Here is a 23,276-nt window from a genome sequence, read left to right as displayed (position 1 = left end):
CAAATTATATTATCAACTAAATAAAAATGTTAAGAAATTTTCGACATCCACAGGTGTGCGGGTTAAGTTTGCGAAAGATTGTGAAGGAAACATTGTTGTTAGTATCCTTATTGTTTTTTAGCAATATGACCTATGCCGGAATTGTGGTTAATCAAGAAAAGTCCGTAATGGCTGCGTCAGATAAGGCGAGTGTCGTTATTACTGTTGTGGACTCACAATCCGGCGATCCTATTCCCGGAGCGGTGATACGTAGTAGCGATTTAGATAATCCTTGTGTAACTGACCAAGCTGGACGTAGTACTTTAGTGTTTAAGCAAAGTACGGGTAAATCAAAAGTTACTGTGTCTTACATTGGCTACAAAAACAGTGTTATTTTTGTAAACATGCAAGACGGTGCTAAGGTTACTGTAAGGTTAAAGGAAGATGCACAGACGCTGAAAGGTGTTACCGTTACTACTCAGCGCAGGCACACTAACACTTTGCAGCAAGCTGCTGCCATAGATCAGAGCGTTTTGGAAAAGGGAGGTGCCACTTCGCTTGCTAAGATGCTGGAAACTATACCTGGTGTTAGCTCTATTAGTGCAGGTAGCACCGTTGCAAAGCCTGTTATACAAGGTATGCACAGTAGCCGTATTTTGCTTATGAATAATGGTGTGAAGCTCGAAAGCCAAAGCTGGGGTAACGACCACGCGCCTGAGATAGACTATACTGGTGCCAGTATGGTAGAGGTAGTAAAGGGTGCAGAGTGTATACGTTATGGTTTTGGTGCTATGGGTGGTGTTGTTTTGCTTAACGACGCTCCTTTACCTTATGGGCATAAGAAGCCTATAGTAAAGGGAGTAGCTAATATAGGTTACGATACTAACGCACGCGGTGTGAGCGGTTCAGGAAGTATTGAAGCAGGCTGGAAAAATTTTGGTGTGCGTTTCCATGGCAATTATACCAAAGGTGGCGATTATCATACTCCGGAATATATAATGAATAACACTGGCTATAATAATATAAGCATGTCTGCCTTAGGAGGCTTTGAGAATAAGCATATTACAGCAACAGTGCTTGCGAGCTTGTTTTATCAGCGCGAAGGAATATATTTTGGTAGCCAGATATCAGACCTTACACAGCTTCAGGAGCGTTTCCGCATAGGGCGTCCGTTAGAGTCGTCATTGCAGCCTTTCTCTTATCATATAGGTATACCTTTCCAGCAGTCGCAACACTTTACGTTAAAAGGTGAGGTAAAATATCGTATAGACCCAACTCAGACGTTAGATCTTACGGTGTCTTTCCAAGAGAATTTGCGTCAGGAATATGAAAATCGTATGAAGAAAGAGTGGAGCGTTATACCTATGCAAGACCTTATCTTAAAGACTTATAAGGGCGACCTTTCTTATAAAAAGACGTGGAAGCCTTTCAAGATGTCTACTTTTGCGGGGTTAGCTAACACATATCAGTCTAATTATAATTTCCCTGGTACAAGAAATCCTGCCTTTGTGCCAAACTTTGCTGCCCTTACCATGGGTGCATTCTTGCTGCAAAAGGCTACATTCTTAGAAAAGCTGCAATGTGAGCTGGGCTTGCGTTACGATTTCCGTGTTATGAGTGTAAGTGGTTACACTACGCTAAACGCTTACAACTATTATGACGACTTTAAGGTATATAGTAATTTTACCTCAAGTTTCGCAGCTCATTACCAGTTTAATGACAATTGGGATATGCGTGCTAACATAGGTTGGTCATGGCGTCCACCAGATATTAATGAGCTTTATGCCATTGGTCTTCAGGAAGGTTCTTACTGGGTAGTGGGAAACAGAAACCTAAAGAGTGAGCGTGGCTGGAAGTCTATTTTGGGCGCAAGATATCGTAACACATGGATATCTGTAGAGCCAAGTATGTTTTATCAGCGCATTAATAGCTACATATACGACCATATAGGTTATGGTGTGGATCGTTTTCATAACAGTCCGAGCGGAAAGTATGCTAAGTTTATGTACGACCAAGACGATGTTAGGTTGTTTGGTGGCGATGTAGAGGCTACTGTAAAGCCTGTTAAAGGTTTGAGCGTAGTGGCTAAAGGTGAATGGATTTTTGCTCGTAACGTTACCCGCGACGACTGGTTACCATTCATGCCTTCGGATAAATACGGCTTGTCTACAAGCTATGACATAGCTTTTGGTAAACAGAAAAAGACAGTTGCTTCTTTCTCTTTATCAGGCAATTATGTTACAAAGCAAAACCGTTTCGATCCTAATAAAGATTTGGTACCCGTATCGCCAGACCCTTATTTCTTGCTTGGAGCATCGGCTGATGTTACATTTAAGCTGCCTGGCAAGAGAGAGGTTAAGTTTATGTTGATAGGAGACAATATCCTTAATACATTATATAAAGAATATACCGACCGCTTTAGATATTATGCACACGAGCGTGGTATGAACTATTCTTTGCGTACACTAATTAAATTTTAAAGACAATGTTACGATATAAAATATTTATATACTCTATTATTTTAGCATGTGGCAGCTTGTTAACATCTTGCTCTACAGATAAAGTAGACGACTTCTTAAGGAGTGTAGTAAAGGCACCACCTGCTTCTATCGAGTATAATGGTAAAGGCCACTCACAGATATATTCCGTAAGTGCTGTTCTTAGAATGGGTTTTAAGGGCGGTAATATAAAGGTGGGCAACTTTGGTGCCGACAATAGTATAGATAACACTTACAATCAGGATTCGTATAACATGATAAGTGTTAATACCGATGCCGTAGGCAACTATCCTTTAATGCAACAGATAGAGATTAGCAAGGGCGATGATGGCCAGATGCAGATAACCAGCGAGCGCGACCACTTCGATGTTGTAGCGTCAAACGATGTATATTATGGTCTTGAGCTTACCTATTATGGGGCTAATCACCAGATTATAAACGGTGAGTTTATCCAGTTTTATTATAATAAAAATGGTACTCCAGACTATGAAAACTCTACCTTGGTGCAGCATCAGCATTTCTTTACCATTGGTAACGAGGTGTTAAGACATCGTTACAGCATAGATGGTAAAACCATAAAGAGCGACAGCAAGCAAGGTTTTTATCCACATACCTTAGGTAAAGATCCTGTTTTCTATACAGACTTTACCTTTGAAAAAGATGGCGATAAGCTAAAGCGATGTGATATTACCACTACTAACGCCGTGCCAGGTCCTTTAGATGGAGATGCTTTAAAGCCAGTCAAATACGATACCACCTTAATAGCAAAGGCTGTTAACGACTTCCCTTCTTTGAAAGATAACACAGCAGAGTGGAATGGTCATAGGTTTTATCAGGCTATCAGTGTGCCTCATGCAGCCGAAAAAGCAAGCGAACTCTTTAAATACGAGTATCGTGATACCGACCCCTTTGAGCATCAGTTAGGCTATGAATACCAAGAGGGTAGTGGCGATGGTGGTGTTGTAACAGATGGTACAAACACTCTTAGACAGCGTCAGGGCGACTTTGTGGAGCTTTTACATCAGATGCGTAAGATAGGTACAGGCAATTCTAACTTCTTAGATCGTATGGGCTTTAAAGGCGTTATGCAGTTTAAGCAGGCTAATACAGAGTTTGCCTTACAGGTTAGCCTGTGTAATATAGTTTCGCAGCAGGCAGCAGAAGGTAAGAATAGTAAGATTACTATTTGGCCTAAATATGGTAATGAAGATCCTGAAGCTAATGTGAAAGCCCCAGAGATAGCAGGCAGTATTCACCAAGGAGCAGAAACAGGTCTTTATAACTTTAATCAGATAAAATCAGAGTGGAGCAATCACGACATCGACATTCCTTTAACATTCCGTGTTATAGCCGACATGAATGACGGTGAAGACAAGTTTGTGCAAGATTTCTCTAAGTATTACCCTAAGATGGGCACAGACCTTATAAAGAAGTATTTCTTCTCTAAAGATTATTTAATCTCGAGAAATAGAAAGAATATATTTGTCATGTAAAAAATAGTGCTTATCTATGAGAAGCCTATAAGATATAGACAATTTTAAAGAAGACTTATATATACATATATAAAAAAAACAAAATGAAGAAATATAGTTTTTCGCTCGTTCTCTTGTTGATATTATGCTGCACTTCATGCGATGATTTCGTTTTTGGAAATATGCATATCAACTATACCGAGAACCCGTTGGAACAAAAAGAAGTGCCACATAGTGGTGCTGACGCCATGGTAGATAGCTTGCAAAGGAAAGCTCCATTTACCGAAGATATGAAAGATCCTGATAAGGACGGAGCCTTTCATAACTGGGCACGCTGTGTAGTAATGTTTAAGGAAGGCCACTCACATGGTGATGAGAAGTTCCATGGCAACTATGTTTACCCAGCAGCTCCTTGGCGTCAAGAGGAGTTTGTAGTTGTCGAAAACAACAATGCAGATTTTCCTACAGTAAAGGTAGAATGGGAAAAGAGCATACAGACGGTCTTTGAGAAGAAGTTGGGCAAGCCTACCCCCAAGCAACCTTACATTCGCCTTATAGGTGGAGATAAAAACCTTTGGGGTATATGCTTATATTTCTTAGATAAAGACGGTAAGCTGCTTAACGACGAGATATATAAGCATTCTGATGAGTATCAGATATTCTTTACCATTAGCGATGTAGACGATAAGGGCAAGGCTTATAAAGTAATGGACTGTAGAGGTACATGGCAGTTAGATAAAAACGGAGAAAATGGCAAAGTAGATCCAACGCCTCTTGAGTCGCCTTATTTTAACAAAGTAGATGAAGATGTGAGCTTAGGTAAAAATCCTTTCGAGCGTAGGCAGAACGCTACTAAAAACTTGTTTGAGTATTTTTATCGCGACACATGGCACCAGAATGCTATGGCAGATGGTATGCGCGAGTTTTATAACATTCGTTTGTTACCTCCTCTCGACGCTTCCGATGCTAATTCGTGTGCTACATACGATAAAGACTGTGTAGGCTTAAAAGGGCATATCAACTTTTACTATGAGGCTAATGAGCCTTCTTCTAACTTTAGACCATATATAGATGAGAGAGTAGGGGCAAGTTATACAAACGACACATGGCCTTTTAAGGTAAAAGGTTTTACAAGCGATCACGAAAAGTATTCTCGTCCTTCATACATCTTACCTTATTTTTATCTTTCTGTAAGGGTTATGAAGATAAAGAAAGGTAAAAAGGCTTACATTCCTAAGGCTACCATTGCTAATAAAGAGTTAGACTATGCTGGTTATTGGGACTGGATGAAGAGCGTAAAAGCATGCGCGCCTTTCTATGATCCTTACTGGGACTCTAAGGTAACATCACTCGAAAAGCCTGAATGGGAAGAGCTTACACGCTTTAATATTCCTATAAAGGTATATTGTAACAGGTTCGATTCCGACCCTACTAACGTTTCTCCTACAGAGCCTTATTATTATTATCTTGGCAAGGAGATAGGTTTAACAGGCGAAGAGGCATACGGGGCAAGCCAAAATGTTAAGACACATGGCTTTGGAGCCTTCGGTAACTGGTTCTTATAAACGAGAGCAGATATAATTAACTATAAAAGATCAAAGATATGAAAAAAATCAATTGCATGTTAGCGTTGGCGTGCATGTCGTTGTCAACGCTTTTCGTTGGGTGTCAGAGAAATGGGGATATGCCCAATAAAACTGATGCTAATTCTAAAGTAAACCACCTTATCTTTAAAGAGGTGTTTTATACAGGGTATCTTACTTGGAAAGATTTATCAATGTATAAAATGGATAGCCAATATGCGAGATATACCGATGCTAACTATTTAGTGATAGCTAATCCTACCGATAAGCCTATATCGCTTGCTAATATGGCTATAGCTGTGCATGCTGCAGACCCAAGCATGCAATATTCTTTGCAAGCAGAAGGTAATGGTACTTTTGTTAATCGTTATTATGGCATTAGCGGAATGTCTTATTTCCCTAACGACCCTGTAACAAAAAAGCCACATATTATTCAGCCTGGCGACAGCGTAATAATAGTAAAATACGCTTGCGATCATAAAAAGAAGTTCTTTGAAGAGAACGAAATAGAAACAGGAAGCGAATACGCATCTAAGTCATCGGACTATATGGGTTGGGAGGCTTTACCAGATTATAGCAAGCTGCCTAAGGATAAAACCTTTGAGCTATGTAACCAACGTGAACCTAACCCTGATGATAAATATGATAATAAGGATATTCCTAACATGAGGGATTTGGTTTTATGGGACGATTTACCTTTTAGTGGTGTAGACCAGAGCATGCGTATAGCTTTAGTTAAGCTGCCTGACGGCGACGCTACAAAGCCTCATGTAAAAGATGCAGAGGGCTTTTTCCCTGATGAGTCTCCACGCTCTCGTCATAACTGGTATACGTTATACGACCATTATGCTACAGAGAGAGATGCTATAAATGATGAATCTGATCCTGCTAAGAAAAAGGCGTTAGAAGATAAGAGCAAATATCCTACAGCTTACTATCAAGAGATATATGTTAAAGGTGGCACCAGTCTTCCTGCAACAATAGAGCTTGACTACAACTGGGTGGTAGATTTCTTAACTATATGCCCTTCTTCAAATAAGAAGTTTGACCTTCTTACTGCTCCAAGTGAGGTTACTATGTATGATGCTAAGGGGCGCCCAATAATGGAGAATGGCAATGAGAAGAAAGAAAAGGTATGGTGGTATGATGCTGGTACTGCAAGCGTATGTAAAAGAATTTATGGTAGTGCCGATTTTGCTAACACATCTTTCAACCCTCTCGATATGCAAGGAGCTTTGATACGTAGAACAGATGGCAAGGGCTTTGTGGCACAGATGAACTCAAGCCTTAACTTCGCTAAGGGCATTCCTTCTCTTTGTAAGCGCGATGAGAAAGGAAAACCAACGTTTAATGCAGAAGCTTATTGGAAAGTAAATTCTATACAAGCTCGCACAAAGAAAAAGTAAGCATTAGAATAAAAAAAAAGATAGATTATTTTTTTATTAACAAAGGTGTAAGTTCGTAGATATGCGTAGAACCTTTTCCCACATACCTTTGGACTTACACCTATTTTGTATACATATATATTAATATAACTAACAAATAAAACAATGAAGAAAACTATTTTATGCGCTTTGGCTATAATAGCGCTGTTTGCTAACTGTACCCGTAATGGTGACATAATTGAAGACAAAAACAATGCAGAGGCAAAATCTCCAGACTTGATAATAAAAGATATTTATTACGCTGGTAACTATATGATTACACCTAATGGTGATAAGTCAGAAGAAACTGACGATAAGTTTATTTCTATTTATAATCCTACCGACCATGATATAAGTCTTGAGAACACAGTATTGGCATTATGTTTGTATGATGCGGCAGAACCTGTTGCGTTTACAAACCCTAAAGACGATTATACTCAAAAAGGTTTTGGAGTATCAAATATGATAGGTTTCCCATTGAATAAAGACAATAAGCCTTATGTTGTAAAGAAGGGAGAAACTATTGTTATTGCCATGAACGCTGTTAACCATGCAGAGCATCAAAAGAAATATTTGGAAGATTCTGAGGCAGATCCTAAGCAATATAAAGGCTGGGATAAGTTTATAGATCTTTCAAAGGCTAATTTTGAGTGGGGACAGAATGGTAATGATGAAGTGCCACATATGACTTTCCTTTACTGTGTAGATGACAATAAGGATCAGCAACTTAATATGAAAGATGATAAAACAAAAGTAGGAATTTGGAACGAAGAAGATGCAAGTGATTTTAGCTTTGAGCGAAACTTTACAATAGCACTTATACGCTTGGCAGAGCCTATAAAAAAGATAAAAGCAGATATGACTAATGCTACTACTAATGAAAAGCTACTTAAAGAAGTTGAAAATTCAGGAAGTAAATATGGGCGTTTTGTAAATTGGACAAGCGATGGTCATTCTAAGCATCAAATATTAATGTTTTTACCTAATGAATGGGTAGTAGATGCAGTAAATGTAAGGTATAAGGGGACAACAACCAAGACTTCATATGCACCTATTTCACGAAAATTAGATAAAGCATGGAATGGTGTTTACACTAAAGCTGACGATAATATAGAGGTAGGTGCAGGAAAAATGCTAACAAGACGTTTCGACGGTAAGAAATTTTCTGATATTGACGACTCTTCAGTCGACTTTGAGGTGAAGCCTGTTGTAGTGCCTAATAAGTAAAGGCACATTTATAAAAACCATATAGCTTTTGTTTTATAGGTATTGCTATAAATAAAAAATAAGTCCACTCATTCTAAAAAGGGATATATTACCCTATAGAGAATGAGTGGACTTATAATATAAAAAGAGGTGTAGCCTTAGTAAAAGGCGTGTTTTTTATTGTTTTATTTTGCACCGCCTCCTAAGGCATAATATAGATTTACTATAGATTGTAGCTTGGCAAACTGTTCTTGCACCTGTTCTATTTGAGCGTTTAATAGCCCCTGTTGTGCGGTAATAACTTCTATATACGAGCTTGAGCTTTGCTTATAAAGTAGCTGTGTTTGCTCTACATTCTTTTTTAACACATCTATTTGTCGTTGAATAAGTTTGGTCTTTTCGTTAGCAGAGCTATATCCTACAAGGGCATTGCTAACCTCTGCTCCAGCTGTGAGAATACTGTTTTGCCATTTGTTATAAGCCTGCTTATATTGATCTTGAGTAACACGAAGTCCTGCTTTTAGCTTTCCTTGAGCAAAGATGGGCTGGGTAAGGCTTCCTGCTATGCTAAGAAGTAGTTTTCCGGGACTTATTAATCCATTACCATTCGACCACGCTGCTGTTGGCGATATGTTTAAAGCAGGATAAAATCTGCTCCGAGCTTCTTGCACGTTATAAAAGCATTGTGCAAGAGCCATCTCGTTAGCATGAACATCGGCGCGATTGCTTAGCTGCTCTATACCAATGCCACCAGAGAAGGTTACAGGAAGAGTTTGATAGTAGAAGTTTCCACGATTAATTTTATGTGCGGGTTCACCTAATAGCAGGCTTAAAGAGTTTTCTGCTTTACGAATATTGTTTCTTATAGTAACTCCTTGTGTTAGAATATTATAATATGCTGCCTCTGCACTTTGCACACTTGTAGAGCGAGCACGTCCAAACTTTATTTGTAGCTTCATCATCTCCCATGTGTCTTTGGCAAGTTTAGCCATATTTTCCACTATCTCTTTCTGGCTATCAAGCATTAAGAGTGTGTAATATAGGTTGGCAACATTACAAATAAGCGATGTTTGGGCAGCTACCTTATAATCTTTAGCTTGCATGAGCATGACCTGTGCCGACTTCTTTTGTGCACGGAGTTGACCGAAAAGGCTAACATTCCAGCTTGCAGCAATGGGGAAGGTATAGGCTTTAGTAGGCTCTGGTTGGCTACCAAATAAAGATATTGTCCCTGTAGGACTTAATATCACATTAGGTAAAAAGGCTAACTTTGCTGCTCTAAGCTGTTGCTCTGCAATGTCTATATTGAGCATTGCATTGATAAGGTTAGGATTATTGTCAAGCGATCGTTCTATGATTTTCTGTAAGAGGGTATCTGTAAAGACGCTGCGCCATGGCAAATTGCCAAAATCGTTAGTACCCTCAAGCTGTGCATGGTCGTCTATAGGGTGGCGAACAACGCCCATCATCTTTGCTTTAGGACGTTTATAGTTGCCATAAAGGCTTTTACAGCCTGTCAAAGACAAGGCTGCAAACGCTATTATAAATATGTGTAATTTCTTCATTTTATAATCTATATGAAAAGTTATAACCAGTTATCTTCTTGCTTTTTACAATTAGCTTTCTAAGCATATTAATCCGGTTTTTCTAAGTTATCTTTGTTTTTCTCATTATTAAAGTGTATAGGAGAAAAGCGTTCCTGAATGTGTTGGAATATTGTAAACAATGTAGGAACAAAGAATACTTGGCAAAGTGTGCCTATAAGCATACCACCTACAGCCGCTGCTCCTAAAGTTTGGTTTCCATTACGTCCCACACCACTTGCAAACATTAGTGGTATTAAGCCCACTATCATAGCTAATGCTGTCATTAACACCGGTCTAAGGCGAGCTTTAGCTCCAAGAATGGCAGCATGGCGTATATCCATACCTGTGCGGCGACGGTCTAAAGCAAACTCTACTATTAAGATAGCGTTCTTTGCTAATAAGCCAATAAGCATGATAAGAGATATTTGCATATAAATATCGTTGTTATGTCCAAACAAAAGTGTAAAGAGAAAAGCTCCTGCTAAGCCAAAAGGAATAGAAAGTACCACAGCTAAAGGCAAGAGATAGCTCTCATATAGCGCACTTAAAATTAAGTAAACGAAGACTATACATAATGCAAATATAATAACAGTAGTGTTACTTTGCTCGCTCTCCGATCGTGTTAAGCCCGAATACTCATACCCATATCCAGCAGGAAGATGGTCTTTAGAGACTTCTTTTATGGCTTTTAGCACATCTCCAGAAGAATATCCTTCTTGTGGAGTTATATTAACATCTATGGAAGTAAACAAGTTGAAACGATTCATTACTTGTGGTCCATAAATGCGCTGTAAAGTAATAAAGCTATTTATAGGAGCCATACCTTTTGGAGTACGCACATATATGTTTTGTAAGCTTTCTTTTGTTAGTCTGCTTTCTGCTGTTCCTTGTATCATTACTCTGTATAGCTTACCATAAGTATTGAAGTTAGAAGCATACATACCACCATAATATCCCTGTAAAGTAGAAAGAACAGTTTTAGGCGAAATGCCAGCCTGCTTAGTTTTGGTAACATCTACATCTACCATGTATTGAGGATATTGTGTGTCATAGGTAGTCATAGCTTTTGAAACTTCAGGACGTTTTTGCAATTCTTCTAAGAAGCTGCGTGTAACGCTTAAGAACTTATTTATGTTACCACCTGTTTTGTCTTGCATGGTCATAGTAATACCGTTTACCATAGAGAACCCTGGTATCATAGGAGGTCCAAAAGCTAATATTTGAGCTCCTTTTATGCTTGCCACTTGCTTATATATCATACCTAAAACCATATTCGATTCCATAGGGTTTAAGAACAGCGGAATGAGGCTACCTTGCTTAAAACATTCTGCTATACGTAAGAAGATATTTTTAGAAGCACGTTTATCAAACGACTTAAGTTTTATAAAGAAAGCTGCCTGATTAGAGCCTTGTCCACCTATTAAGCTGAATCCAACAAGGTTTTGACGTGTTTCTATGGCAGGATTATTAGCTAACATCTTATCTACATCGTTTACTATTTGCCTCGTTGCCGATTTTGAAGTACCAGGAGGAGTAGATATGGATATCATAATATTACCAGTATCTTCATTTGGTACTAACCCCGTACTTGTAGTGCTCATAGTGATAATTAGCACTAATATGCCAAAAACAACTGCTATTGCTGTGATAATAGGTTTCTTTATAATACGTTCAACACCTTTTTTATATTTATTTGTTATCTTATCGAATGCGGTATTAAAAGACGTATTAAAGCGATTAATAAAAGTAGAGTTTGCTTTATTTTCTTTTTTATTATGTGGTTTTAATAATAAAGCGCAAAGAGCAGGGGACAGTGTTAGGGCATTGATGGCTGAAATAACTATAGAAATAGCCATAGTTACACCAAACTCACGATAGAAAGTACCTGAAGTACCACTTAAAAACGAAACAGGAACGAAGACGGCAGCCATAACAAGAGTGATAGAGATGATAGCACTTGAGAGTTCGTTCATGGCATCAATAGAAGCCGTTAAGCTTCTTTTATATCCTATGTCCAGCTTAGCGTGTACGGCTTCCACTACTACAATAGCATCGTCTACTACTATTGCAATAGCGAGTAATAAAGCAGATAGAGTGAGCAGGTTAATAGAGAAGCCAAACATCCATAAGAATAAGAAAGTACCTATTAATGAGACAGGGACAGCAATCAATGGGATAAGTGTAGAACGTAAGTCTTGTAAGAAGATATATACTACAAGAAATACTAAAGCCAAGGTTAAGAATAGTGTAAAAAACACTTCTTCGATAGAGGCAAATAAGAAGTCGGTAACATCAACAACGACATTCATCTTCATGCCGGGAGGGAAATTTTTTGCTTGGTTTTCAAATTCTTTTTTTACGCCATTAGCCACTTCGGTTGCATTCGATCCAGATACTTGTTGTACCGCACCAATAACGGCAGGCTTACCATCGCTTTCCATACTAACAGCATAAGATAATCCTCCTAATTCTATCTTTGCCACATCGCGAAGATATAAAGTATGTCCGTCGGTATTACTACTAATAATAATGTTGTTATATTCTTGTGGATTTTTTAAACGTCCTTTATAGCGCATAGTATATTCATACGCCATATCGCTCTGTTCTCCAAACTTTCCCGGAGCAGCTTCTATGTTTTGCTCTGCAAGAGCAGCAACTATGTCTTGCGGCATTAGGTTATATTGCTTCATCTTATCAGGTTGTAACCAAATGCGCATACTATAAGTTAATGCACCAAAAATCTGCACATTACCTACTCCCTTTACACGTTTTAGGGCAGGAACGATGTTTATATCACTATAATTGGTTAAGAACTTTTCGTCATAACGTCCGTCATCGCTTGTTAGAGCAAATATTATAACATTACTACTCTGACGTTTAGAGGTTGTTACTCCTACTTGTGTTACCTCCGAAGGTAATAGTGCCTGTGCTTGAGTTACTCTGTTTTGTACATTAACGGAAGCCATATCAGGGTCTGTACCTTGTTTAAAGTAGATAGTGATTTGAGCTTTACCTTCGTTAGTAGCTTGAGAGGTCATGTAAGTCATGTTCTCTACACCATTTATACTTTCTTCTAAAGGAACAATTACAGAGTTTAATACGGTTTGAGCGTCAGCACCTGCATAGCTTGTCGATACTTGTATGGTAGGAGGAGCTATGTCAGGATACTGCTCAACGGGTAAAGCTATTAATCCGATTATACCTAATAGAACAAAAAAGATAGATATTACTGTTGATAATACCGGTCGCTTAATAAAATTAGAAAAAGTCATATTTGTTTATCCTATGTGAGAATATTAATATTATTTATTGTCATTACTTTGCATAGCTTTTACAAAGGCAGAAGCAGAAGATTGACTCTTGCTTAACTCTTGTGCCTTCTTAATGGCTTTAGCGTATTCGGCTTCTGTTAAAGCCTTTATCTTTTCACCATTAGTAAGAGCAGATACTCCTTTGACAACAATTCTCTCACCCATCTTTAGCCCATGAGTAACAATGTAGTTTTTGCCATCGTTCTCTGTAGCAACGATAATTTCGGTATAATGCACTTTGTTATATTTATCTACTTTATAAACAAACATTTTGTCTTGAACCTGCACCACTGCTTCTTGTGGGATAACTATAGCATGGTTGTCAGTCTTTGCTATTATAATCTGACCACTACCACCACTCTTTAATAATCTTTCTGGATTAGGAAAACGAGCTATAACGCTGATAGTCCCTGTTGCGGCATCTACTATACCACTTGTTTTCACTATAGTACCCTCATGGTTATAGATAGATCCATCTATGAGCTGTAAGCTAACAGAAGGGAAAGTCCTAATAGCTTTAGTTAATCCATTTTCTGTGCGTGATAGTTTTAGCATATCTGATTCTGTTAAGGAGAAATAAACCTCCATAGTAGAAACATTGCTCACAGTAGTAACAGCCTGTATAGAAGAAGGGCTTACCAGTGCCCCCTCCTTATATGGCAAACTTCCGATATATCCAGAAGTAGGACTCTTTACATAACAGAAGCTTAGGTTGTTCTTAGCTGTTGATAATCCTGCTTGAGCTTGTTTTACTTGTGCTTGAGCTTGGCGCACAGCTGCTTCAGCCTGTGATATTCCGCTTTGTGCTTGGCGCACAGAAGCTTCTGCTGTGGTATATGAATTTTTTGAAGATTGTAGCTCATATTCCCCAATAACCTTGTTAGCATAAAGATTTTTACTGTTACTATAAGTTAAATAGGCAGTAGCTCTTTGTGCAGTAGCCGAATTTAAATTAGCTTTAGCAGTAACAACTCCTGCTTGAGCTTGCATTACAGTGCTTTGTGCTGCTGCTACTTGTGCTTGTGCTTGGCGCACAGCTTCTTGGTAGGTAGAGTTGTCTATAACGAATAATACTTGCCCCGTTTTAACATATTGACCTTCATGCACATTAAGTTGAGTAATAAACCCACTAACTTTTGGTCTTATCTCTACATCTTGAATACCTTTTATAGTGGCAGGATATGTTGTTTTTGATTGTGCATTTGATGCTCCTATAGTAATTACAGGATATTCATCACTTGTAGGCAGGGTATGCTGGCTCTTATTGCAACCAACTAAAATTATAGACAAAGTGATTGTAACTAATAATAATTTGTTTATTTTCATATATTGTTTTATTATAATATTATTTCAGTTGGGAGATATTTAACAACTCATTTTTAGATGTTCCTAATAACTATTAAATTAATAAAGTACTAAAAGAAATGATAACTTGAGTTGTTAAAATGCTTATCCTTTTAATGCAAAAGTACTCAATTTCTTTTGTAAATATATAAAGTGGTGTGCTCTTTTTAACAATATTTACTTTGTAAAAATAAAAGAGTTAAAACTTATATTAAGCCTAACTCTTTTGCAGTTTCGTTTAGTAATTTTAGTAAAGGCTCACGTTCGTTTGGCACTTTGTTGTCTAAGATAGCTTCTTTTAATGATTTTTTAAGTAAGCCTACTTCATAGCTTGGTTTTAAATGGAATATTTCCATAATTTCATTTCCATCAATACATGGTTGTAGAAGGCGTTTGTAATCTTGTTCTTTAAGTGCTTCTATCTTTTCCCTTACTATTTTAAAATTATTTAAAAAGCGTTGTTTGCGTACCTCGTTTTTGCTTGTTATATCTGCTTCACATAGTGTCATAAGGTCGTCAATATCATTTCCAGCGTCATTTATAAGTCGTCTTACAGCAGAGTCGGTTACCTCTTTATCAGCAATAGCAATAGGACGCATATGCATATCTACAAGTTTGCGTACATATTTCATTTTCATATCCATGGGCAACTTCATTCTTCTAAATAGTTTAGGTACCATGTTTGCACCTACTATGTTGTGGTTATGAAATGTCCAACCTATAATGTTATCCCAGCGTTTACATTTAGGTTTCCCAATATCATGTAATAGAGCTGCCCATCTTAGCCAAATGTTATTTGTTTTTTTACAAATATTATCAAGCACCTCAAGTGTGTGATAAAAGTTGTTTTTATGTGCCCTACCATTTTTTATGTCTACAACGTCCATAGATGTAAGCTCTGGCATAATGATTTGTAATAGCCCACAACGTTGCAAGTCTACAAATCCTTTACTGGGAGTTTTAGTCATAATTATCTTATTTAGCTCTTCTATAATGCGCTCATTGCTAATTATTTTTATGCGTTCCGCATTACGTTCAAGTGCGGCAAAAGTGTCGTCTTCTATGAAAAAGTTGAGTTGTGTAGCAAAACGTACACAACGCATCATGCGCAATGGATCATCAGAAAAGGTAACATCAGGGTCGAGAGGTGTGCGTATTATACCGTCCCAAAGGTCATCAATGCCTCCAAAGGGATCTATTAGCTTTCCAAAAAGATGGCTGTTTAGGCATATTGCCATGGCATTAATAGTAAAGTCGCGACGATTTTGGTCGTCTTCTAAGGTGCCATTTTCCACTAAAGGCTTTCTGCTATCATGGCTATAGCTTTCTTTACGAGCACCAACAAACTCTACTTCTATGTTTTTATATTTTACCTGAGCAGTGCCAAAATTCTTAAAAATAGATATATGTGCTTGCTTTCCTAAGATATTTTTCAGCTCATGAGCTACCTTAATGCCGCTTCCTACTACCACTACATCTATATCATTAGATGGGCGTTCTAAAAACAAATCGCGAACATAACCACCTACAACATAGCATTCTAATCCTAATTTATCGGCAGCTTTGGAAATATTATGAAATATATCTTTATTTAATAAATGTGCTAATTGTGCATCTGAGAGATCTTGCATAATAATAGTTTAATTCTAAATATGCAAAGGTAGTTAAAAAGAATGATATTTCAAAGTCTTATATATCTTGATAATAAAAGAAAGAACATCTACAAGGTTTTATACCTTATAGATGTTCTTTACATTATATATATACTAAGTATTATATTTATGTGTTTTTTATTTATATATTTCAGACAAGACTTTTTGCAGCTCTTCTCCCATTAGGTCTATCTTTACTATTTTGCCTTGTGGGTCTATTAGTATGTTAGAAGGAATGGTCGTGATGCCATAAGTCTTAGCAGCAGCACATTGCCAACCCTTTAAGTCGGACATTTGTGGCCATGTCATGCCTAAGCTCTTTACTGCAGCTGCCCATGACTCTTTCTTTTGATCAAAGCTAACACCTACTATTTCAAATCCTTTAGGGTGAAATTGTTTGTATGCTTTTACGACATTAGGCATTTCCATACGACAAGGGGCACACCATGAAGCCCAAAAGTCTACGAGGACATATTTGCCTTTACCTGCATAATCGCTAAGGGTAACAGCTTTACCATTAAGGTCTGCCATTTTTAGTTCATGGAATTTTATTCCCGGCTGACGAAGTTGTAATGATTCCCATCTTTTCTTTACCAATTCCATGCTTTTGTCATTGTAATAGCCAGAAGAAGGGTCGCACACCTCTTTCATCTCGTCAAAGTCGAAGCTATATACTAAGTCAGAAACATATTTGGCAGGGAAAGTAGTGTTTTTAAATTTACGTACTATCTCTAAAGTTGTTGCTTTCTGTAAGGAGTCTAAGCGTTCAGCTTTAGCTTTTATCTCTTCTATCTTATTAGCATCTTCTGTTGTGATAGATGTTTTAGATCTTTTCTTAATAGCTTGATATTCATTGAGCAATACTTTGTATTGAGCTTCAATACTATTCATTTTCTCCTCATAAGGCTTAGTATCTTGAGCATGTAAAGCAAAAGTGCACACTGCAAGCGTAGCCATTATTAAAAACTTTTTCATAATCCTGTATTTGTAGTTAGTTTCAATGCGTACAAATGTAGTAATATTTATTTATATAGGACGCAGGTTTTATAATAAAAACACTACTTTTACTTTTTATTCATATCTTAAAATGTATATGTTACTAAAAGTTACAATATTTTTTGTAACTTTGCACCACTTTAATTATTACAGGGGTACTTGCTAAACCCTCTTTAAAAAAACAAGATATGCAAAAAACAAAACAACAGGTAAGCGTACTGTTCCTGCTTTTCAGTGTGCTTTTTTGTGTTTGCCTTATTGCGGCAAACCTATTGGAAACAAAGCAGATTTCAGTGTTAGGTATTAGTTTGACAGGTGGTTTGATAGTGTTTCCTGTGTCTTACATTATTAATGACTGTGTATGTGAGGTATGGGGGTATAAGAAAGCTCGTCTGTTAATATGGTTAGGCTTTGCCATGAATTTCTTTTTTGTAACAATGGGTGCTATATGTGATTGGATTCCGGGTGCTCCTTATTGGAAAAATGATGCAGGTTTTCATGCAGTCTTTGGCTTAGCCCCTCGTGTAGCAGTAGCTTCTTTTATAGCTTTTGTGTTAGGCTCGTTTGCAAATGCTTACGTTATGAGTAAGATGAAATTGCGTGATGGAGGTAAGCGTTTCTCTGCTCGTGCTATTCTTAGTACTATAGCAGGTGAGAGTGTAGACTCTATAATATTTTTTCCTCTTGCTTTATCAGGAGTTGTTCCTACGGAAGAACTACCCAAGCTGATGCTTTGGCAGGTGTTCCTTAAAACATTTTATGAGGTGTTAGCCTTACCTATAACGATAAGAGTAGTTAAGGCTTTGAAGGCGCATGAAGGTGAAGATGTCTACGATACAGGTATTAATTATAGTATTTGGAAGGTATTTAGTCTTAATTAAACACAACTAATTTTCCCCCCAAGCATATTAAAAATGCTTGGGTATATATTTTAAAAGATGGATAGAGAAGAAGATAAACTACAGTTATTAGGTAAAAAAACTGAATATAAGAGCGATTATGCTCCAGAGGTTTTAGAGTCTTTTGAGAATAAACATCAAGGTAATGATTATTGGGTGCAGTTTAATTGTCCAGAGTTTACCAGCTTGTGCCCTATTACAGGTCAACCAGATTTTGCTGAAATAAGAATATCATATGTTCCTGATGTGCGTATGGTGGAAAGTAAGAGCTTGAAGCTCTATTTGTTTAGTTTTCGTAATCATGGCGACTTTCATGAAGATTGTGTAAATATTATCATGAAAGACCTTATAAAGCTGATGAGTCCTAAGTATATAGAGGTAATAGGAATATTTACTCCACGTGGCGGTATAAGTATATATCCATATGCTAATTATGGTAAGACAGGCACAAAGTATGAGAAATTAGCAGAATATAGGTTTATGAATCATAAGATGTAGCATATCTTTTAAAGAGTAAAATTATTAATAAAGATGTAGCCTTTCTTTAGAATATTCTTTTTATAGCGTATTAGAATGATAAAGAAAGGCTTTTTAGTAGTAATTATACCGTGCAAGAAAACTGTTCTTTTATTTGTTTAAAATAGCTCCTATTTGCTTCTTTCCATCCATCATTATTGTTAATGGGTGTGTAAAACGTATATGACGAATATGCTCTGTTTCATATATAGCAGGCATAGCATCGAGCATATTTTTATTGAATAGGCTCCCTTCTTCAGGCTTATTAGTGTCTACCATGAAATATCCTACTCCGAAAGAAGTGAGATTTTGAAAGAAGTGTGTACCTTGACTAGGGTCTATATTATAGTTTTTCAGAGCTACTTCCACTATTACTCGTGCGGCAGATATATGTGCCCATTTTACAGGTATTCCAAGCCATGGCTCGCTACTTCCCCAGCGTCCCGGCCCTACAAGCACATAGCTTTTGCCATTGGCAAGGAATTGGTCGTTAATTTTTTCTATTTCTAAAGCTATTTGTGAGTTGTAGCGAGCATCATATTTATCATTATATTTCACATAAACAACATCGTAAACATCATTTGATATACCATGTCCTAAAGAGTTATTGCTACGTAAGATACATTTTTCATCAGGTATTTGTTCTATATCTTCATCTAAAATCTGTTTAGAGTCGACTATTGGTCGTATTTGTAAAAGATAGAATTCTGCTGTGCGGTCTGGGTTAATATTACAAGCAAACTCTATTTCTACGGGGCGACGCATAGCTTCTTCACCATAACGCATCGACATACGTAGTAGTTCGGGTAATGGTATAACATCATATTGTAACACGCCTGCAAAGGAAATAATTTTAGGACCTTTACCTATATGTGTGTCGCGAATGCGTCGATCGTTTATGTCATAAGTAGAGGCTATGAAATTAAGAGAGTTGTCTTCGATAGCTGTTTGTATATCAAACTTTTTTATGTTAAAGCCATCATCTACCTTAAAGTCAGTGCCAGCGAGAGTCATATCTATAGCATAGAAATAATTTTGTGTGTCTCGCATAGCGAAATCGTTGCGTGAAAGCTGAATAATATGATTAGGGTGATAGGGTGATACACGCAGAGTTTGTCCTCCATCTACAATATATTTACCCAGCCCTAAAGCTAACGAGGCTATACCTTCTTCTGCTTTTTCGTTATTAACAGGGTAATAATTAATGCTACGTAGCACTCCAGAGATGTTAGGATAGTAGTGATCACCATAAGTTTTTCCTACTACTTCTTGAAGAATGACAGCCATTTTTTCTTGATCTATAACATTGCTTGTTGCTGTCATATATGCTTTTGACTCTTTATAAAAGACCGAAGCATATACACCTTTTATAGCAGCAGCCATCATGTGTAACATCTGTTCGTGGTTACTTAAGTAAGGTATCATATAAGTGGAATAGACACCCGCAAAAGGTTGGTAATGGCTATCTTCTAAAAGAGAGGAGGACCTAATAGCTATAGGCGAGCGAGTGGCATCTATAAAGGTTAGAAAGTCGTCATGATAGCTGTCGGGTAATTGCGCTTTAAGGAAAGCTCTAAGTATCTCTTCATCGTTAGCATTGCTTAAAGCAAGCTCGTATAGGTTATTATTTTCCATGAACTGATCGAACACATCAGTGCAGAGAACTACTGTTTTGGGTATCTGTACTTTAACATTGTCATACTTGTTAAAGTCGGTTTGTCGCTTAATGACATTATCCAAGAAAGCCAGCCCACGCCCTTTGCCTCCTAAAGAGCCGTCGCCAATGCGTGCAAAATGTGCATAACGGTCGAAACGTACACGGTCGAATTCTGCAACAACGCCAATATTTTTCATTTGTCTATATTGCACTATAGCATCGAAGATAATCTGCCTATGTGCATTAATATCTTTAAGCTCATGCCATGTAACGTGTTTTAAGAAGCTACTTACAGGAAATATAGCACGTGCACAGAGCCAGCGGCTCATGTGATTGCGTGATACATGATAAAGCATAGAGTCGTTAGGAATAGTAAAGATGTTGTCTTGTAGCTCTTTTAGGTTATGAATGCGCATTATCTCTTTGTGTGTCTTAGGGTCTCGAAAGATAAAATCGCCAAAGCCCATACGCTCTTCCATAAGGTGGCGAAGGTCTACGCTAAGCATTTTAGAGTTTTTATCTACAAAATTAAATCCTTCTTTTTCTGCACGTTCACGGTTACTTGTTTCGGTGCTTTCCATGATAAGAGGTAGATATTCATCTTGAGCACGGATAGTTTCTAATAGTTTAAATCCAGCTTCTTCATCTTTCTCTTTTAGTGTATATCCAGCCATGGCTATTTCCGACTCTTCTATTGTTGACATAGGGAAACGCACATCGCTAATTACTCCTAAGCAGTTTTCTTTATATTTTTCATATATCTCTATGGCTTCTTTATATGTACGTGCTAAAACTACTTTAGGGCGTCCTCTCATACGCATAGTAGCTGCATGCCTGTTAAGAGCTTCTGTGGCAAAGTTTTTGCTTTGTTTTAAGACATAGCTATACAGATTGGGCAGGATAGAGCTGTAATAACGTATGCTATCCTCTACGAGTAGCAGCATTTGTACCCCTGCTTGTGCTATGTCGTGCTCAATATTCATTTTATCTTCTATGAGCTTTATTATAGAGAGAATGAGATTAGTGTTTCCAAGCCAACAGAAGACATAGTCGAAGATACTTAGGTCTTCGTTTTTCATACGGCGTGTTATACCATGGGAGAAAGGTGTAAGAACCACACAGGGCATTTGTGGAAACTTTTCTTTTATACCATGTGCTATAGTAAAGGCATCGTTGTCAGCATTGCCAGGCATACATATAACAAGGTCTATCTGTGTGGAAGCGAGTATGTCTTCGGCTTCTTCTGTCGTAGAAACTTGGGTAAACATAGGGGGATAGCGTAACCCTAACTCCATATATTCATTATATATTTTTTCCTCTATGCGTCCATCGTCCTCTAACATAAAGGCATCATAGGGATTTGCCACAATGAGAACGTTAGTTATTCGTCGTAACATAAGATCTACAAAGTTGGCATCTTTTAATATAAATTTAGTCCATGATTGTGGTATGTTAGTTAGTTTTCCCTCGTTTTCCATACATATAAAAAGTGTATATAGTTATTTTGCGAAGTTACAAAAGAATTTTAAAAGGCAAGATAATTTACTGTGTTTTATTTTATTGTTATTTTATAATAAAACTTATTGGGCTAAAAACGAAGTAATATCTTTTCGGAATTAAGATTCAAAAATGCTCTTATAATGTTAGTGTAGATGATGTACACTATCGGTGTAGGTGATATACACAAGTAGTGCAGGTGATGTACACTACTTATGTATGTGTGTTACATTTATGATTAGATAATGTTTTTTAGTTATGCTTTATCCCAGTCGATAGACTTAATATACTCATCAAAGGTAGGTGGCGTTATTTTATAACTATTAAAGATATTAATAATTTCAGCTTGCTGTGTAGGGTGTAAAAGGCGTTCGCCATTGCGATAGTAGAAAAAGACGCGTTTACTTCCAAAAACGGCTATTACGGCTTTGCGTATTTGAGGGTATATAGCCATAGGCACTTTATCAAAGATATGTGTCATGCCTTTTGCAAAAAGTAATTCTTCCTTAGAGTTATAATATTCGCATTCACCCTCTTTTTGTACATGTGCAAGATATGATGGCGACACGGTTAGCTCTATTTTGTTGTTTATAGCGTCTTGGTTACGAAGTTTTGCAACATGCTGATGTATGCAGTCGTTAATGTGTTTGCACTGGCTATTGTTAGCATAGCATGAGATGGAATAGGTTGTAAGGTCTTGTTTGTTCATTGTTATGGTTTGTGTTATTTAGTTGTTATTTTTTTATTAGCAGTTATTGGTATAGTTTTTTGAGCTTCTTGTGCTCTTTTATTAGCTTCTATTGCACTTGCTTTGCGATGATATTGCATTATTTTTTTTCCAAATTTAGCAGCCATCGAGTCGGCTGAAAGAAATATCATCGTACCGTCATCATGCCCAACGGAGTCGTTAGGTATACGTTTCCCATGGTTATCAATAGTATCTTTATATAGGTATAACTTTCCGTTATAAATGTGCCATGAAGTGTATACAGTTACTTTAGGATATTCTACCGGGCTTTCGTCCTCTAAAGTGTTATTTTTCTTAACATATCCCACGGGTGAAGCTTGGTTAAAACTTTTTAGAGTAAATCCATATTCGCGTGGTATAAATAGTGCTTGTTTTAGAGAGTCGCTCATTTCTGCCATTATTTGGCTTTCTGTTTTTAAGGGATTTGGCTTTAAAGTGGGTATTACTTGGAAAGTCCATGTGCCTTTCATTTGTTCTAAGTCTATAACAAGTATGGCTTCTTTTTTGTTGTGTGGGTTAAGTAATATTGCTATTTCGTCGCCTATATTAAGTGTTCCAAACACCTTATTGTTCTTGCGTGCGTTGACAATGTTTAATCGAATAGGGTTACCACCATCGTTAGGCAGGAATACAACGATAGAATCGGAACACCCATCACAGGCTAAGCCATATAATGTTTTGTCGCCTTTTAGCTTCGTGCTATTATTTATAGCTCCATAATCGTATGTAGCTTTTTTATTATAGCAAGATACTACACAAAGTAAGGTGATAATTAGTATATATATATTCTTCATATTAGTGTGTTAAAATCTATTTGCAAAGATAGTCAATTATTGCAAAAAGTAGGTCGTTAGCACTTGTTTTTGGTATTTTTTATCTACTTTTGCACTACTTATTGCGTATGTGCA

Annotated in this window: 15 protein-coding genes; 7 read left to right on the top strand and 8 right to left on the bottom strand. The window is 37.3% G+C overall.

Translation table 11 applies throughout. The annotated features are described in order from the left end of the window. Positions 1-125 precede the first annotated feature (125 nt). The 5 genes from HMPREF9018_RS07705 to HMPREF9018_RS07685 all read left to right on the top strand — a co-directional run bounded on the left by HMPREF9018_RS07705 (position 126) and on the right by HMPREF9018_RS07685 (position 8,183). Complete coding sequence (locus HMPREF9018_RS07705) at positions 126-2,459, top strand: TonB-dependent receptor (RefSeq protein ID WP_100067237.1); 2,334 nt, start codon at positions 126-128, stop codon at positions 2,457-2,459. Between the two features lie 5 nt (positions 2,460-2,464). After that, the gene (locus HMPREF9018_RS07700) at positions 2,465-3,970 is read left to right on the top strand and encodes a hypothetical protein (RefSeq protein ID WP_008450208.1); all 1,506 of its coding nucleotides are present in this window, start codon (positions 2,465-2,467) and stop codon (positions 3,968-3,970) included. Between the two features lie 83 nt (positions 3,971-4,053). Continuing rightward, entirely contained in the window at positions 4,054-5,514 is a 1,461-nt protein-coding gene (locus tag HMPREF9018_RS07695; RefSeq protein WP_008450115.1) for a hypothetical protein, read from the top strand. Positions 5,515-5,552: 38 nt separating this feature from the next. Next, entirely contained in the window at positions 5,553-6,938 is a 1,386-nt protein-coding gene (locus HMPREF9018_RS07690) for a DUF4876 domain-containing protein (protein ID WP_039864664.1), read from the top strand. A 144-nt stretch (positions 6,939-7,082) separates the two neighbouring features. After that, on the top strand, positions 7,083-8,183 hold the full coding sequence (locus HMPREF9018_RS07685; protein WP_008450054.1) for a DUF4876 domain-containing protein: 1,101 nt from the start codon (positions 7,083-7,085) through the stop codon (positions 8,181-8,183). Between the two features lie 164 nt (positions 8,184-8,347). Here the strand turns inward: HMPREF9018_RS07685 and HMPREF9018_RS07680 are convergent, their stop codons facing one another. From HMPREF9018_RS07680 to HMPREF9018_RS07660, 5 genes are all read right to left on the bottom strand, one after another. Then, positions 8,348-9,727: a TolC family protein gene (locus HMPREF9018_RS07680; RefSeq protein WP_008450055.1), complete on the bottom strand. Its 1,380-nt coding sequence runs from the start codon at positions 9,725-9,727 to the stop codon at positions 8,348-8,350. A gap of 68 nt (positions 9,728-9,795) precedes the next feature. Next, positions 9,796-13,020, bottom strand: a complete 3,225-nt coding sequence (locus HMPREF9018_RS07675; RefSeq protein WP_008450120.1) for an efflux RND transporter permease subunit — start codon at positions 13,018-13,020, stop codon at positions 9,796-9,798. A 30-nt stretch (positions 13,021-13,050) separates the two neighbouring features. Next, positions 13,051-14,385: an efflux RND transporter periplasmic adaptor subunit gene (locus HMPREF9018_RS07670; RefSeq protein WP_008450203.1), complete on the bottom strand. Its 1,335-nt coding sequence runs from the start codon at positions 14,383-14,385 to the stop codon at positions 13,051-13,053. Between the two features lie 224 nt (positions 14,386-14,609). Beyond that, positions 14,610-16,034, bottom strand: coding sequence for a CCA tRNA nucleotidyltransferase (locus tag HMPREF9018_RS07665; RefSeq protein WP_008450067.1), 1,425 nt, complete (start codon positions 16,032-16,034; stop codon positions 14,610-14,612). Between the two features lie 159 nt (positions 16,035-16,193). Further along, complete coding sequence (locus tag HMPREF9018_RS07660; protein ID WP_008450201.1) at positions 16,194-17,030, bottom strand: peroxiredoxin family protein; 837 nt, start codon at positions 17,028-17,030, stop codon at positions 16,194-16,196. Positions 17,031-17,239: 209 nt separating this feature from the next. Here HMPREF9018_RS07660 and HMPREF9018_RS07655 point away from each other — a divergent pair, with 209 nt between their 5' ends. Beyond that, the gene (locus HMPREF9018_RS07655) at positions 17,240-17,932 is read left to right on the top strand and encodes a queuosine precursor transporter (protein WP_008450087.1); all 693 of its coding nucleotides are present in this window, start codon (positions 17,240-17,242) and stop codon (positions 17,930-17,932) included. 57 nt (positions 17,933-17,989) lie between these two features. Beyond that, complete coding sequence (queF, locus tag HMPREF9018_RS07650) at positions 17,990-18,448, top strand: preQ(1) synthase (RefSeq protein ID WP_008450070.1); 459 nt, start codon at positions 17,990-17,992, stop codon at positions 18,446-18,448. Positions 18,449-18,577: 129 nt separating this feature from the next. On the opposite strand, the gene HMPREF9018_RS07645 is transcribed toward queF, so the two are convergent. The 3 genes from HMPREF9018_RS07645 to HMPREF9018_RS07635 form a co-directional block, all read right to left on the bottom strand. Beyond that, complete coding sequence (locus tag HMPREF9018_RS07645) at positions 18,578-21,601, bottom strand: PEP/pyruvate-binding domain-containing protein (protein WP_008450106.1); 3,024 nt, start codon at positions 21,599-21,601, stop codon at positions 18,578-18,580. A gap of 275 nt (positions 21,602-21,876) precedes the next feature. After that, positions 21,877-22,329, bottom strand: a complete 453-nt coding sequence (locus tag HMPREF9018_RS07640; protein ID WP_008450091.1) for a DUF6078 family protein — start codon at positions 22,327-22,329, stop codon at positions 21,877-21,879. Between the two features lie 14 nt (positions 22,330-22,343). Next, positions 22,344-23,162 carry a hypothetical protein gene (locus HMPREF9018_RS07635; protein WP_008450131.1) on the bottom strand — a complete coding sequence of 273 codons (819 nt, stop codon included), beginning with the start codon at positions 23,160-23,162 and terminating at the stop codon, positions 22,344-22,346. Positions 23,163-23,276 lie beyond the last annotated feature (114 nt).

Origin of the sequence: Prevotella amnii CRIS 21A-A (assembly GCF_000177355.1) — a bacterium.
In the GTDB taxonomy this organism is placed as follows: Bacteria; Bacteroidota; Bacteroidia; order Bacteroidales; family Bacteroidaceae; genus Prevotella; species Prevotella amnii.
This window is presented reverse-complemented; position numbering and strand designations above follow the sequence as displayed.